Source organism: Devosia psychrophila (genome assembly GCF_000971275.1).
GTDB lineage: Bacteria > Pseudomonadota > Alphaproteobacteria > Rhizobiales > Devosiaceae > Devosia > Devosia psychrophila.
In genome coordinates this window covers 1-13372 of the sequence record NZ_LAPV01000064.1, presented here as the reverse complement: position 1 = coordinate 13372, position 13372 = coordinate 1, and the positions used below count along the sequence as shown (strand labels likewise).

The following is a 13372-nucleotide window of genomic DNA, read 5'->3' as shown; positions in this document are numbered from 1 at the left end:
ATGACCACGGTTGCCCTGCTCTTGTTCGTTCAGTGGATCCTGAATTAAGCGAGTTTGGAATGACCGACGGCAAACTTATCCAGCTGATGAGAATTTTGGGCGATCCGCAGCGCTTCGCCATTTTTCGGCAGTTGGCAGATGCAGGTGACATGCCAGCCGGAGCGCTTCGCGCAAAAGGGCTCTCTGCATCTGCCACAAGTTATCACCTGAAAGAAATGACTGAAGTCGGCCTGCTGGCGGTCGCTCGCCGCAAGCAGGAGCGACGTTATTCCATCAATATTGAAACGCTCGATGAGCTTGCGCGATGGGCACGCAGCGCCGCGGAAGATGCAGGTTACGCAAGGCTAAATGCGTACCTGGACGCGACTGCAGGTAATGAGCAACCTCCAGGCGCCTGTGTCGCTAAGGTATAGCGCTTAGAATTTTCGTTCGCAGATTGCTGGGCATAAGCCGCGCTTATCAGCAGCTTTCGACCGCATTTCGGTCCTTACAACAGTCCATGACATCCGAAATGCGGGCAGGCAGAGCGCAATGCGCTTTTAAGAGTGCCCAACCAGTCAGGCCCACTATTTGCTGGTCAGACATTGCTTGTCTCCCCTCCGCCCAAACTGCCATCCAACCCCTCCACGAATTATGTTCTATAAACGGAGCGCTGTTGGCCGACACATTCCAGTTATAGATCATCGTTGACTTTGCGCGTCTCTCACGATTAATAAAGTACCATAAACGATACGCGGAGATGACCCGAGATCTATTTATGGAGCATACATTGCCAAAGCCGGAAAGCCGTCCTACCTCCCGTTATGCCAAAGAAGCGGCTGAACTGCTTGGCCTCCTGATCCGGCGTACCCGTATCGACCGCCAGATGACAGCCGAAGAAGTGGCCGAACGGGCGGGTATGTCGCGCGGGCTGGTCCACCGCATCGAAAAGGGCGATCTAGGCGCGTCAATCGGCGCGGCGTTCGAGGTCGCGTCCGTTGTGGGCCTGCGGCTGTTTGATCAAGATGTGCGCGGCATGACGCTCAAAGCCAACGAAGCCCGGTCCGTCAACACCTTGCTGCCGCAGGCCGTCCGAACCTCGACTGGTAAGGTGAATGATGATTTCTAGGGCAAGCGAAACGCCAAGCCAGGCATATGTCTGGGTATGGCTGCCAGGAAAGACGGAACCTGTTGTCACCGGGCTGCTCACGCGCGCCGGCGGTCAGCTCGTGTTCAACTATGGGCGCTCCTATCTTGCCAGGCCGGATGCGATCTCCCTGTACGCGCCAGAGCTGCCCTTGCGCGCGGGCGTATTGCCGCCTGCGGCGGGACTGATGATGCCCAGCGCGATCCGCGATGCCGCCCCCGACGCGTGGGGGAGACGCGTCATCATCAACCGCATGCTGGGTCAGGCGGGCAAAGATGCGGACCCGGTGGAAATTGATGAACTGACTTATATGCTGCAGTCGGGGTCTGACCGGATCGGTGCGCTGGATTTTCAGAAGTCGGCGACGATCTACGTGCCCCGTGACGAACGGGCTGCTTCGCTTGCGGAAATGCAGGAAGCGGCAGAGCTCATGCAGAAAGGGGTGAAACTGCCAAAATTACTTGATGCAGCGCTGTTCCACGGCAGTTCGATCGGCGGCGCACGCCCCAAGGCGAACATCACGGATGGTCAAACCAAATACATCGCAAAGTTCTCGGCCCAGGCCGACGTTTACAGCATGGTGAAGGCAGAGTTCGTGGCGATGCGTCTCGCATCGCACGCGGGCCTAAACGTGGCGCAGGTGCGGCTGACTCAGGCTGCTGGAAAGGACGTGCTTCTCATCGAGCGCTTTGACCGGCAGTGGGTGATGGGGGAGGGGTGGACACGTCGCGCCATGGTCTCGGGCCTTACACTCCTTAGCCTCGATGAAATGATGGCGCGGTATGCTTCTTACCAAGACTTCGCTGAAATTATCCGGCTGCATTTCAGAGATCCGCGCGCGACCCTGCATGAGCTGTACTCGCGGCTGATGTTCAACATCCTCGTCGGCAACACGGACGATCACGCCCGCAATCATGCCGCGTTTTGGGATGGTCAGGCGCTCACCCTCACGCCAGCCTACGACATCTGCCCCCAGGGTCGCGCCGGTAACGAGGCGACGCAGGCAATGCTGATCATAGGGGATGATCGGATGAGCCGCATCATGAGTGCTGTCGGTGCTGCCACGCGGTTCCAGCTGTCTCGTGAACAAGCGCTTGAGATCGCGCAGGCGCAGATCGAGGTGATCAGGACGCGTTTTGGCGACGTGTGCGATGAGGCGGGTCTGAGTGAGGTCGATCGCGAGCTGCTTTGGCGGCGGCAATTCCTCAATCCCTTTGCTTTCGACAGCGTTCCCGCTGAATTACTCGCGCTGGTGATCGACAGCTAGCGAAGAGCGGTGACATGGCGGTCGAGACGATATCAGCGCAGCGCCGGCTTCTGTGCGCTGATCGATTCATCTGCTCCATCAGACCGAACAAGGCTGTGGCGCCGATGCCGGCCTCGAGGAGCAAGGTTTACCACCGTCAGGTGATCAAATACCTTCATGATAAAGTGGTTGTGGGGCAGGTAGTCGAGTTCTCGGCCGGATCAGGCTCTGCCGCACACTCGGTCCCTTCTGTGCAGTTCTGTGATTTCCGACATTCATGCAGGCGAGCGGCTTCGGTGCACGGTCAGGTGCGACGAATGGCTCGAATGTGCTGGGAAGTGCAAAGAGGCTCAGGCTGGAGCTAAAGGCGGAGGAAGTGCAGGCGGCCACATAAAATCAATTGCCTGTCCGTGTGCGACTGCGGGTATTGAGCCGGGGTTGAAGGCTGAAGGCGGGCGGGACGTAGCCATCCGCTGTCAAACTTGAAAACCTGGACGGTTATCGAAACCCCAATGGTAGCGCCGGGCTTGTGGGTAATGCCTCTGCTGGCTCTGTTGCGGTCTTGCACCGCCATTCGGCTTTCGATAGGTTGCGCCCAGTTCAGCCGGGGCACGCCCCGCGTGACGGAAGCACCCGTAGCTCAGCTGGATAGAGCGCTGCCCTCCGAAGGCAGAGGTCACAGATTCGAATTCTGTCGGGTGCACCAATAAAATCAATAACTTAGTCGATTTTTGGTGATCCCGTCAAATGACGGAGTCACCACAGAGTCACCATCGCGATGCGCGGATCCGGTGGGTTTAGTGCCGACGGCTTTGCTAATGCGAAGGGCCGACTGCTGGATGCAGAGAGAATCGAGCGCGCCATGGGGCTTCGCAGCCGCGTGGAACTGGGCGCGGTTAGTCCCGGTCTTTGCGGAGCAGCCAGGAATTGGGGGACGGCGGCAAGGACTTGAGCCCGCGCCTGACCGGGGGCGCGACGGGTGGCCGGGTCTTCCCGCGATTGCCGGACGGACGCGGCTTGTCACCAGCGCTCGCCGCCACCGCTGGCTCTGTCTTCGGCAAGACGACGGAAGCTTCAATCCAGGCCTCTATGTCCTCGGGGCGATAGAGGCATTTGTCGGTCGGTTTGTATAAGCGCGGCCCTTTGCCATCCGAGGCCAGTTTGGCCAGGGTATGTATGGAGATCGGATAGCGCTCAGCGACTTGAGCCCGAGTGAGATAGGTGGTCACTGATTGCGCTCCAAAGCGAGACCTTCGCCTGAGATTGGCGAAGAGAAGACAAGAAGGCAATCACCTCCACCCTGCCATCCAACGTCAATTGATTAGCAGCGTTCCTGTCCTCGCAGGAACGGCACACGTGCAAAGCCGAAAAACGCCGTTACGAGGTTGCCGTTTTTTCAGCTCAGCTCCGGCGTTCACCCAAGTTGCTCGAAACAGTATACGGTCGGTCTCCGATGGGTTCAGTTTTACATTCAGCCGCAGCGAACCGCATCCCTGGCAGGTGGGATGTCGTGGTGAGGCAGGGGTGCTCAGCAGGATATCTCCACGAATTGGAGAGTGCTTCGGGGTACCAACGCACCAGTTGCCGAATGCGCGGCACATCCACCACATCAACGTTTATTGGCGACATTGAGCTGCTGCCGGTTTCGAGGACACCGAGTTTAGATGCTCTTCAAATTGGAGAATTCTAACGGGGAGACGCAAGTTCATCTGCAGTTCAGGCGCGAGGCCGTTGGGCTGGGCTGGGAGCGGAATGTTGCGGTGGCGCAGATAGCCCGCGATCTGGATCAGCAGGTAAACGTGCTGCTTGAGTGGGTGCGCGAGCAGTCTGCCGATTCGCAGCAGTTCCTTTCCGAACATGGGCAGATGAAGGCTGAGCAGATCGGAAATTGGAGAGCTGCGGTGTGGTCGCCAAGCTCAAGGCGGTGCGCGATACTCTAAAAAAGCCGCAGTGGGTTCAATCGGTCGTTGCAACACCATGGAGTTGGAGCTTGCAATGTCGGTTCGCAAGCGTGCGTCGGACTGGTTTACTCGAAGCAAATGCGGTCTCCTAGCCGCTTAGGAAAACCGGGTAAACGATAGATGATCGATAACGCAGCATATCGATTTTCAACCACCGAAGGCTGATCTCTGCGCTGGAAGTCCACCCCAATCATTGACTGCAACGAATTTTACGTCAAAGAGGGGGCAAGATTAGCGTCGGCGCTGGCTCATCGCTGTTGTGGATTTGCCCGCAACACCACTCAGCTGCAGTCTGGGGCAGCCTTCGGTGCGGTTCAACGTCGCAAAAGCTGCGGGCTGCCTATAAGACCAACCATGCCGGGATAATCATGATAGCCGATCCACTGCGACCAGCCCTTTTTCTCGTTGCCCTTGTGGCCGTACTTGCCATGGGGCCTGTCGCCCCAGAAGCAGGCAACATATTGTTGCTTACCGCAGGGGGGCTCGCAATTCTGTTGCTGCGCAGCGTTGATCTCGAGTTGATTGCTCGGCCCATAGTGTGGATGCCCCTAGCTGGTCTGCTTCTTCTGGCAATTGCCTATGGTTTTGGCTCCGGATCGATCAGCGGTTTGATCGGCATCGGCTATTTCGCGCCCATGCTGGCGATCGCTCCATTGTTGGCGCTCAACCGCGGCGACAACACGGTAGCACCGGCAACAATCGCGGTGCTCAGCCTGTGTGGTGTTGCGGGCGCCGCGGCCGTCGCCGTGGGTGAATTCGTGGCCAGCGGAACATTTCGGGCTGGGGGGACAGTCGCAAATCCAATTCATTTCGCCGATGTGGCGCTGACCGTCGGTTTCGTGGCCACCTTGGGCGTAGTGTTCGTCAAAGGGCCGTGGCGTTATATGTTCTTGGCCGGCCCGCTGTTGGCGTCCGTCGCAGTCCTGTTTTCGGGAACTCGGGGCGCCGTTGTCGCACTCGTGGTCATGGTGACAGTGGCGGTCTTATTGACCATTTTCATGCGACTGGTCGCGGCGCGCATTGTTGGCATTGCGGCGTTGGCAAGCGTGGCTGTCGTGGGCGTGGCCATTATCGCGGGCGTTGGCCAGACCTCGGGGGTGCAGCGCGTCGCAACCGACATCAACGATGTCATGCGCACCGGACTGCCCAACGACGCTTCGACTGAGCTCAGGCTACGGATGTACCAAGGAGGATTGGGCGCCTTCATGGCTTCGCCGCTGGTCGGCCATGGTCCATTCAACTATGCGGTTGTGGCGTCCAGCTATTCCGATGTGCCGTTCGAAACCCCGCATTTGCACAACGATCTGGCCGACTTTGCATCCAGTGGTGGCGTCATGGGGCTCTTAGCTTACTTCTTGTTTTTATTGGCGCCGGTCGTCGAAGCGGTAAGCGCGCCAGCTTCAGCAACGCGTGGCGGGCTTATCGTCATAGCAGCATCGTTAAGCGCGGGCTATTTTGTGATGGGCCTCACAAATGCGATGTTTGGCATTCTCAATGTCACGGTATGTTTTGCGGCGGTGGCGCTGGTTATCTCGGTCTTGAGCAGACGAACTGCCACGTCTATCGTCCAACCAACGCGGGCCAAAGCCGTCCGATGAACCTTTAACCGCAGCGGTTGACGATCCCATCGAGATCGACACCAACATGGTTGAAGCCTTTACGCGGCGGAAGATGCTCTCCGCTCGCCCCTTGTCCCACACGCATCGTCGCTCCCGACATCATCATCTCAATGACGCCGGCCGCTGCAGGTTCGGAGTGCGACGCCCATGCCATCCCGTCGATCTGGCGCTCAACTTCTCTCCTATCATCAGCATCGGAGAGCCAACCGAACAACTTCTAGGGCTATATCTCAATCTCGCGCGCCAGGGCCGTCACGTTCGCCCCAAGCTTAAAACTCCGCACTACCATCTCTGCCTTGAAAGCATCGGACAACCGCCGCCGATGCGCAACCGGCGGCGCCTCCAACGCGAGCGGCAACAGTTTCGATCAACGAAAACTTCTATCCGCACGCTTGGTCGCAGACATAGAACATTACACCCGCAACAAATGAGAGCCTGCAAAATGCAGCCCCAAGACACGCAGACCAGACTGGATCAACTCGGAAATTGCAGCGCGGTAGGCGTATGATAGTTGCCTATTGTGATCGAGGACCCTACAAAAAAAGCCAATTCATCATTACCATGGCAATTCATGAGCTTTAACAATCCCCAAAAAGCACATTACGAGGCGATGCATGACGACTATGCCGCGCATTATTACGACCCCACCTCCATGGCATACAGGCGCGAATTCGTGCTCAAACCGCTCCTTAATGGCTTCGATCTTTCGGGGCAACGAGTAGCAGACCTGGCCTGCGGAAGCGGCCACAACTCGCTCTTACTACGTGAGCTTTTCCCCACCGCCAGATTCGAGGGATTTGATATCTCCTCTTCCGCATGCAGCGATTATGAGGCCCTGGGCAATGGCCCGGCGCACCAGACCGATCTGACGGTACCGATGGATGTGGCAGAGTTGTTCGACGCGGGCATCGTCATCGGTGGTTTGCATCACTGTATTCAGAACCTACCCGAGACCATTCTCAATTTAAGCCGCATTATCAGGCCTGGCGGCACACTGATGCTTTACGAGCCAAACGCTGGGTTCCTAGGGGAAACGGTGCGCAAGTTCTGGTATCGGCGCGACGAGTATTTTGAAGCCGATACGGAAGGCGCTTTGCACCCGGCTGAGCTTGCCGGCGAAGCCGCGGAATATTTTGCTGTCGAGCGTTCGTTCACAATCGGCGGGCCAGCATACTTTGTTATCCTCAACAGCTTGGTAGTACGGGTTCCGCTGCCCGCCAAAAAATACCTGGCGCCGCCGCTATTCGTCGCTGAAAGGCTGTGGAATGCGGTGCCACTGCCCTCCTTCAAACCGGCATTCGGCATGGTTCTTCTTCGCAAATAAAGCTGGGCTCAAAGTGGAGCACGAGTTTTAATTCGCCACCAAAAAAGTATAAGTCGGGTTCGAGCTAACTTCGACCACCACGATCCAGTAAAGGTAGTCTCGGTTTGCTAGCTAGAATTAAATCGCTCAGCCATTTCTTTTGGCGTTCAGCTTCCTCCAAACCCGCCTTGTATCTGTGTTATTTCGCCCGCGCCGTAAGGTCTCGCCCCGTCTATTCGGCAGTGCTAATAATGGCACTGATTTTCCTATCTTCGTGGTTTAGCAAAAGCTTTGTTCTGTCACCGGACGGGCGCGCACCCCTTTTAGTTCTGCTTGTTTCGATATGTGGACTGGGGGTTAGATACCCACGTGAGAGCGCACCTTTCACTATCCTGACGCGAACTATAATTGTTGTATTGTCGGTCTATGTAGGCTGGGAAGCTATCGCTGAAATTCCTAAAGAATACGAGTTGACAGGAATTTCAGAGGCAATGTTGGGCGCCAGAAATTGGGGCTGCTGGATTGCCCTTGCCTTTGGAATTGTCGGTTGGTGGCGCCCTTCAGGAGGCATATTACTGCTCTCCTTCTTACACTGGCAAAAGACTGCATTAGGAGCGGAGCTAGGTTATAACTTATCCTGGATTGATTACCTCGCGCTTGTAGAGATCGGCCAATTTTTGGTGATTTGCCTTTTGGCTGACAGGATCATCTGCACCCTTTGCAGATACCGCCCTAATTCAAAGAAATCTACCACTCCATTTATCCTGCCAACAGCGGTGGTCGCATCAGTTGGGATACATTTCGCTAACTACTTCTGGTCGGCCATTGAGAAGCTTCAGTTGCAGGGCGGGCCACTGTCGTGGGTATTTGAGAACCCAACCCATAATCTTCTCTTGGCGGCTTATGAAGGAGGCCATCTGCCAATTTCCCAATTTGGTGCCTTGCCCGCGCTCGCCTACCAACTTTCCGACCATCTCTTCATAGCGCTCAACATATTTATTCTGACCACGCAGCTGATCGGTGTCCTAGCAGTTTGGAGCCGTCGCGGCACAATTTTTTTGACAATTATTTATGATATTACCCACATCGGCATTTTTATTCTAAGTGGAATCTTCTTCTGGAAATGGATACTCTTAAACTTCGCAATCATAGCCGCCACTCGCAAAAGCCAACCTTTCGTATTGCCACCGATAACTCGCTTTGTTGGCGTATTAATGGTATTAATAGCACCGATGTTTTTTAATATTGCGAAGCTTGGCTGGTATGACACGCGTTCATTCACCAGCATAACAATCGCAGCCACGCTGAGCGACGGCTCGCAGCACGTGCTTCCGACCAACTTCTTTGGGCCAAATTCCGTTGCATTTGCCCAGCTACCGGACTCGTATATTTCAGGACACTTTGGAACAGGGACGTACGGTGCCACTTCCGATTACAGGTTGTTCAAAAACGGGAACTCCTGCAGTTTGCCAGCGGGAGTAGACGTAGGGAAATTCAAACAATCTGACTTCGACCGACTCGACAAGGCCATTCGTCAAGACCACATACGACGGAGCGGGAAGCTTCTTAGCTCAGACTGGCCTTGGTATAACATTTTCCCACATCATATATGGTCGAACCCTTTCGCCTACGCGAATGCCTCAGAGATTAAGCAAGAAGACATACGCGGCTACCGCGTGGTAGTAGATTCAGTGTGCCTGTCGGTCGTCGGGGACAAAGTTGTAAGGGACAGCAGATATGTTACATTCCACGATGTTGCACTTGACTGAAGACGCAGCAAGTCCAGTGTTGGTATATGATGGCGAATGCCCCTTCTGCTCTCAATACGTGAAGTATTTTAGACTCCAGTCCGCCTTGGGAGCACTGAAGCTCGTCGATGCGAGAGATGGCGGAACGATCGTTGAAGCCATACGGGCAGCCAACTACGACCTTAATGAAGGAATGGTTCTCATTCTTTCTGGCCAAATGCATCATGGTCCAGACGCGATTCATATGTTGGCATTGATGTCATCGGGCAATGGCTATTTCAACAGGCTTAACGCCTTTATTTTCCGGCGTAAGTGGCTGTCAACGCTATTGTACCCCATGCTTCGCACGGGCCGCAATTTCACGCTATGGTGCCTCGGGCGCAAGAAACTTAGGTGATTCTTGAATCGAACTTCACGCGATGAGTTAGCGCGGCTCAGGGCAATGTGGCACCCCCAACATCTTCAACACCGATAGTCAAAAGGCGGCGCCCAGTTCACCAGCATGGACTTCACCGGCCCGATGCGCCCGCGATATCCCAAGGGTCATCGCCAGATATACCCAGGAGGTTCCTCACATATCGATTGCCCCGCTTGCTGATCCCAAGCGATGTCGTCTTGCCTCCCGTTGAGTGCTCTCTGGGTGTCAGCCCCAGCCAAGCGGCCAATTCTCGAGTTCGCCGAAACGGGCGCCCATCTGCCCCCGCTGCGAGCAAGGCTGTGGCAGCCATTGGGCCTATACCGGGGATGGTCATGAGACGCCTGGCCCTATCCTGCCGATCGGCAAGTGCTTCGATCTGCCTTGTGACCGAGGCAATGCGCTGATCGATATGGACGATGTCGCCCAATATCTCGGTTAGCATCTGTCGCATCGCTGCAGTCAAATCGTTGCTGTCATCCGCAAGGACACGCGGAAGGTCGACACGGAAGGTGCCAACGCCTTGCCGCATGGCGATCCCGTACTCCAGACAGAATGCCCTGGCCTAGTTGATCAGCCGGGTGCGGCTGGAGACCAACTGATCTCGCATGCGATGCAGAGCCTGCACATCGATCTGCTCAACGGTCCGCACCTGCGTGAAGCGCATCGTTGGTCTGGTTACAGCCTCGGCATCGATCGTGTCGTTCTTTTGAGATTTGACGAACGGCTTTACGAACTGCGCGGGCACAATCCGCACCTCGTGTCTGTACAACTGCAGCTTGCGTGCGAACCACTGGGATCCAGGGCATGCCTCCACGCCGACCAGGGTTGGAGAGGCGCGCTGGAAAAAGGCCGGCACTGTATCCCGCCGGAACTTGGCGCGCTGAATAACGCTGCCTCGCTCATCAAGGCCAACAACATGGAAAAGGTTCTGCCCGAGATCAACGCCGAACACGGCAGCTTCCTTAGGTGCATTTCTGATCATTCTGCTTCCTCCTCTTGGTCGGACATCAACAATGTCTTGGAAGGGTGGGGCAGGTCATCCCATTATACCAAGTCTCATTGATGCTCACTCATGTGCCCATTTGCGCAACCCGATCGACATAATGCGCCATGGCTGCTCGATTAGGCGGTTCCAAGCAAAGCAGCAGTGATCGAGGATGTCCTCATAAGATTTGAAGATTCGGTTCGAGAGCCAGTTGTCGGTAAGCGCGAAGCCGGTCCCGTCTGACATTGGCTTGCCCAGAGGGGTATAGGCACCGCAGCTTTTGCTGACGATGTGAGTTCCTATGTCTGCGCATATGCCCAGTGATAGAAGTTTCCAGTTGCTCGAGGTCGTGCCGGGCCGGATGGAGAGCAGTCCGGCGGTGGGGCGGCGGCGGTGGCCGGACGAGACCAAGGCCCGGATCGTGGAAGAGACGCTGGCCCCGAATGCCAACGTGTCGGCAATTGCGCGCCGCTATGGGATGGCGCCCTCTCAAGTGTTCGGCTGGCGCCGCAAAGCCATTGCCAACGGCCAGGTTGGGCGGCGTGAGGCGCCTACCGGAGATGGCGAGGCTGTGGGCGGCGTGATCGAGGTGGTCATCGCAGGCGCCACCCTGCGCGTCGGGCATGAGGTAGGCGAAGCTCACCTGCGCCGTGTGCTGCGGGCAGTTCGGTCGGCATGATCCCCTCGGGTATGAAGGTGTTCCTGGCCAGTCAGCCGGTGGACATCAGGAGGGGGCCTGACGGGTTGGTCGGCCTGGTTCGGGATGCGGGTGCCGATCCGTTCAACGGCTCGCTGTACGTGTTCCGCGCGAAACGGGCGGATCGAATCAAGATCGTTTGGTGGGATGGCACAGGGTTGTGCCTTTATGCCAAGCGGTTGGAGAAGGCGGCGTTCTGCTGGCCGCGGATCGGGCACAGCCGGGTGCAGTTGAGCCCTGCACAACTGCTGGCGCTGATCGATGGCATGGACTGGAAGCGGGTGCGGGCGGTACCGGCGAGCCGGCCGCAATCGGCTGGATAAAAGCCTGCGGCAGACTGACTCACTGGCGCAAAAGCTGAGGCAATCCGGGGTGTTTTGTGCCAGTATACAGGCATGATCCCGGCCGGTCCGCAGCAGCTTCCCGACGACATTGACGCCCTCAAGGCGCTGATCGCTGCCGCCCATGCCGAGAAGGCATCGGTCGAGCAAGAGCGCCGGGCGCTGGAAGCCACTATCACGGTTCATAAGGCAGAAATTGCGGCCTATGAAGCCGAGATTGCTGCCATGAGAGCGGCAAAGACCGCCGACCAGGAAAAGATCGCTCGGCTGGAATCGATCGTGGCCATGCTGCGGCGTGCCCAATACGGGACGCGCTCGGAAAAGCTGCGGATCGATCCGCTCGATGCCGAGCAGATGGCCTTCGTGTTCGATGAGTTGCAAACGGGTCTGGGCGAGATCCGGGCCGAACGCGACAAGCGTGCGGGCACTGCGCCGACCCGGCCGTCCAGGCCACGAAAAGGCTTTGCGCCGCACCTTGAGCGCGTCGAGCAGGTGATCGAGCCCGAGGTGCCGGCCGACTGCGTGGGCCTCGACGCGGTCCGGATCGGCGAGGACGTCTCCGAGCGCCTTGATGTGACCCCGGCCAGGTTCCGCGTCATTGTCACCCGCCGCCCCAAATATGCCTACCGGCTGGCGACAGGCGAAGACCGCATTGTGCAGGCGCCGGCGCCCGATCACCTGATTGCCGGCGGCATCCCCACCGAGGCACTACTGGCCCAGGTCGCGGTCAGCAAATATGCCGACGGGTTGCCGCTCTACCGACAGCAAGAGATTTACGCCCGCGACGGCGTAGAACTGGACCGCTCGCTGATGGCCCAGTGGATGGGCCGGCTCGGCTTCGAGCTGGAGCCGCTGGCCCAATATGTGCTGCATATGATCAAACAGGGCGAGCGCGTCTTTGCCGACGAAACCCGATTGCCGACCCTGGCGCCGGGCTCTGGCAAGGTGAAAACCGCCTGGCTCTGGGCCTATGCCCGAGACGATCGACCGTTCGGTGGATCAGGACCACCCATGGTGGCCTATCGGTTCGAGGATAGTCGGTCAGGTGACTGTGTCGCCCGGCACCTGGATGGTTATCGCGGTATCCTGCAGGTCGATGGCTATGGCGCCTACACTTGGCTGAGCAAGCAGCGTGGCGCCAATGACGCCATCAGCCTAGCTGGCTGCTGGGCCCACGCGCGCAGCAAGTTCTTCGACCGGCATGCAGCCGATGGCTCGCCCTTCGCCGCTGCCATGCTCAGGGCCATGGCACCCCTCTGGGTGGTCGAGGAGGATATCCGCGGCCATGGAGCCGAACTGCGCGCCAGCATCCGGGCAGAACGCTCCCACCCCATCGTGGCCGAGCTGTTCGCCATGCTCGAAAAGGAACTGCCGCGCCTGTCGGGCAAATCCAAACTGGCCGAGGCCATCCGCTACACCCTGAGCCGCCGCACTGCGCTCGAGCGCTTCCTTGCCAATGGCCGTATCGAGATCGACTCCAATATCGTCGAACGCGCAATCAGACCGCAGACCATTACGCGTAAGAATGCACTGTTCGCCGGCTCCGATGGTGGTGGCAGGGCTTGGGCCACGATCGCCACGCTGCTCACCACAGCCAAAATGAACGGCGTCGACCCGCAGGCCTGGCTCACTCAAACACTCGAGCGCATCGCCAGCGGCTGGCCCAATAGCCAGATCGCCGACCTCATGCCCTGGAACTTCAGGCCATAACGGCCCCGGCTACGCGCTTACGTTGTCGCGCATGAACTGCCAGACGTTTTCGACCGGATTGAGTTCGGGGCATTTCGAGGGCAGCGGCAAGAGGGTGATATTGGCGGGCACCACGAGTGCGGCGGAGATGTGCCATCCGGCCTGATCGAGTAGCAGCACGGCATGGGCCCCCGGTGCCACGGCGGCTGAGATTTCCGCCAGATGGAGCATCATGCCCT

General features: G+C 57.7%; 11 protein-coding genes, 1 tRNA gene and 4 pseudogenes. 12 read left to right on the top strand and 4 right to left on the bottom strand.

The window, feature by feature from the left end:
- The 4 genes from WH91_RS05310 to WH91_RS05295 all read left to right on the top strand — a co-directional run.
- A partial coding sequence (locus WH91_RS05310; protein WP_210165771.1) for an ArsR/SmtB family transcription factor occupies positions 1-413 on the top strand: 413 nt, incomplete at its 5' end.
- Positions 414-739: 326 nt separating this feature from the next.
- Entirely contained in the window at positions 740-1108 is a 369-nt protein-coding gene (locus tag WH91_RS05305) for a helix-turn-helix transcriptional regulator (RefSeq protein ID WP_244542481.1), read from the top strand.
- Complete coding sequence (locus WH91_RS05300) at positions 1098-2393, top strand: type II toxin-antitoxin system HipA family toxin (RefSeq protein ID WP_046169972.1); 1296 nt, start codon at positions 1098-1100, stop codon at positions 2391-2393. The genes WH91_RS05305 and WH91_RS05300 overlap by 11 nt, the downstream gene beginning before the upstream one ends.
- 608 nt (positions 2394-3001) lie before the next feature.
- Positions 3002-3078, top strand: a tRNA-Arg gene (locus WH91_RS05295).
- Positions 3079-3268: 190 nt separating this feature from the next.
- Here WH91_RS05295 and WH91_RS05290 read toward each other — a convergent pair.
- Complete coding sequence (locus tag WH91_RS05290; protein ID WP_046169970.1) at positions 3269-3601, bottom strand: helix-turn-helix transcriptional regulator; 333 nt, start codon at positions 3599-3601, stop codon at positions 3269-3271.
- A gap of 435 nt (positions 3602-4036) precedes the next feature.
- Here WH91_RS05290 and WH91_RS05285 point away from each other — a divergent pair.
- The 5 genes and pseudogenes from WH91_RS05285 to WH91_RS05260 form a co-directional block, all read left to right on the top strand.
- Positions 4037-4317 (top strand): annotated as a pseudogene (locus tag WH91_RS05285) (transposase); the annotation flags it as partial.
- A 510-nt stretch (positions 4318-4827) separates the two neighbouring features.
- Positions 4828-5931, top strand: coding sequence for an O-antigen ligase family protein (locus tag WH91_RS05280; protein WP_158409520.1), 1104 nt, complete (start codon positions 4828-4830; stop codon positions 5929-5931).
- Positions 5932-6472: 541 nt separating this feature from the next.
- Positions 6473-7276 carry a class I SAM-dependent methyltransferase gene (locus WH91_RS05270; RefSeq protein WP_244542482.1) on the top strand — a complete coding sequence of 268 codons (804 nt, stop codon included), beginning with the start codon at positions 6473-6475 and terminating at the stop codon, positions 7274-7276.
- Between the two features lie 230 nt (positions 7277-7506).
- Positions 7507-9024 carry a hypothetical protein gene (locus WH91_RS05265; protein WP_143078290.1) on the top strand — a complete coding sequence of 506 codons (1518 nt, stop codon included), beginning with the start codon at positions 7507-7509 and terminating at the stop codon, positions 9022-9024.
- Complete coding sequence (locus WH91_RS05260) at positions 9017-9400, top strand: DCC1-like thiol-disulfide oxidoreductase family protein (RefSeq protein ID WP_199533496.1); 384 nt, start codon at positions 9017-9019, stop codon at positions 9398-9400. Before WH91_RS05265 ends, WH91_RS05260 begins: the two co-directional genes overlap by 8 nt.
- A gap of 163 nt (positions 9401-9563) precedes the next feature.
- On the opposite strand, the pseudogene WH91_RS26060 reads toward WH91_RS05260, so the two are convergent.
- Positions 9564-10403 (bottom strand): annotated as a pseudogene (locus tag WH91_RS26060) (IS110 family RNA-guided transposase); the annotation flags it as partial.
- 84 nt (positions 10404-10487) lie between these two features.
- Positions 10488-10628: pseudogene (locus WH91_RS24120) on the bottom strand (IS630 family transposase); the annotation flags it as partial.
- A 91-nt stretch (positions 10629-10719) separates the two neighbouring features.
- On the opposite strand from WH91_RS24120, the gene WH91_RS05250 reads away from it, so the two are divergent.
- The 3 genes from WH91_RS05250 (at position 10720) to tnpC (ending at position 13154) form a co-directional block, all read left to right on the top strand.
- On the top strand, positions 10720-11085 hold the full coding sequence (locus WH91_RS05250; protein WP_171910608.1) for a transposase: 366 nt from the start codon (positions 10720-10722) through the stop codon (positions 11083-11085).
- Positions 11086-11096: 11 nt separating this feature from the next.
- Positions 11097-11426, top strand: a complete 330-nt coding sequence (gene tnpB, locus WH91_RS05245; protein WP_199533495.1) for an IS66 family insertion sequence element accessory protein TnpB — start codon at positions 11097-11099, stop codon at positions 11424-11426.
- A 72-nt stretch (positions 11427-11498) separates the two neighbouring features.
- The gene (tnpC, locus tag WH91_RS05240; protein WP_046169961.1) at positions 11499-13154 is read left to right on the top strand and encodes an IS66 family transposase; all 1656 of its coding nucleotides are present in this window, start codon (positions 11499-11501) and stop codon (positions 13152-13154) included.
- Positions 13155-13175: 21 nt separating this feature from the next.
- Here tnpC and WH91_RS05235 read toward each other — a convergent pair.
- Positions 13176-13372: pseudogene (locus tag WH91_RS05235) on the bottom strand (transposase); the annotation flags it as partial.

Bases quoted from the DNA above. Each gene is read 5' to 3' on its own strand.
- WH91_RS05250 (WP_171910608.1), top strand. From the start codon at position 10,720: ATGCCCAGTGATAGAAGTTTCCAGTTGCTCGAGGTCGTGCCGGGCCGG.
- tnpC (WP_046169961.1), top strand. From the start codon at position 11,499: ATGATCCCGGCCGGTCCGCAGCAGCTTCCCGACGACATTGACGCCCTC.
- WH91_RS05265 (WP_143078290.1), top strand. From the start codon at position 7,507: ATGGCACTGATTTTCCTATCTTCGTGGTTTAGCAAAAGCTTTGTTCTG.
- WH91_RS05300 (WP_046169972.1), top strand. From the start codon at position 1,098: ATGATTTCTAGGGCAAGCGAAACGCCAAGCCAGGCATATGTCTGGGTA.
- WH91_RS05305 (WP_244542481.1), top strand. From the start codon at position 740: ATGACCCGAGATCTATTTATGGAGCATACATTGCCAAAGCCGGAAAGC.
- tnpB (WP_199533495.1), top strand. From the start codon at position 11,097: ATGAAGGTGTTCCTGGCCAGTCAGCCGGTGGACATCAGGAGGGGGCCT.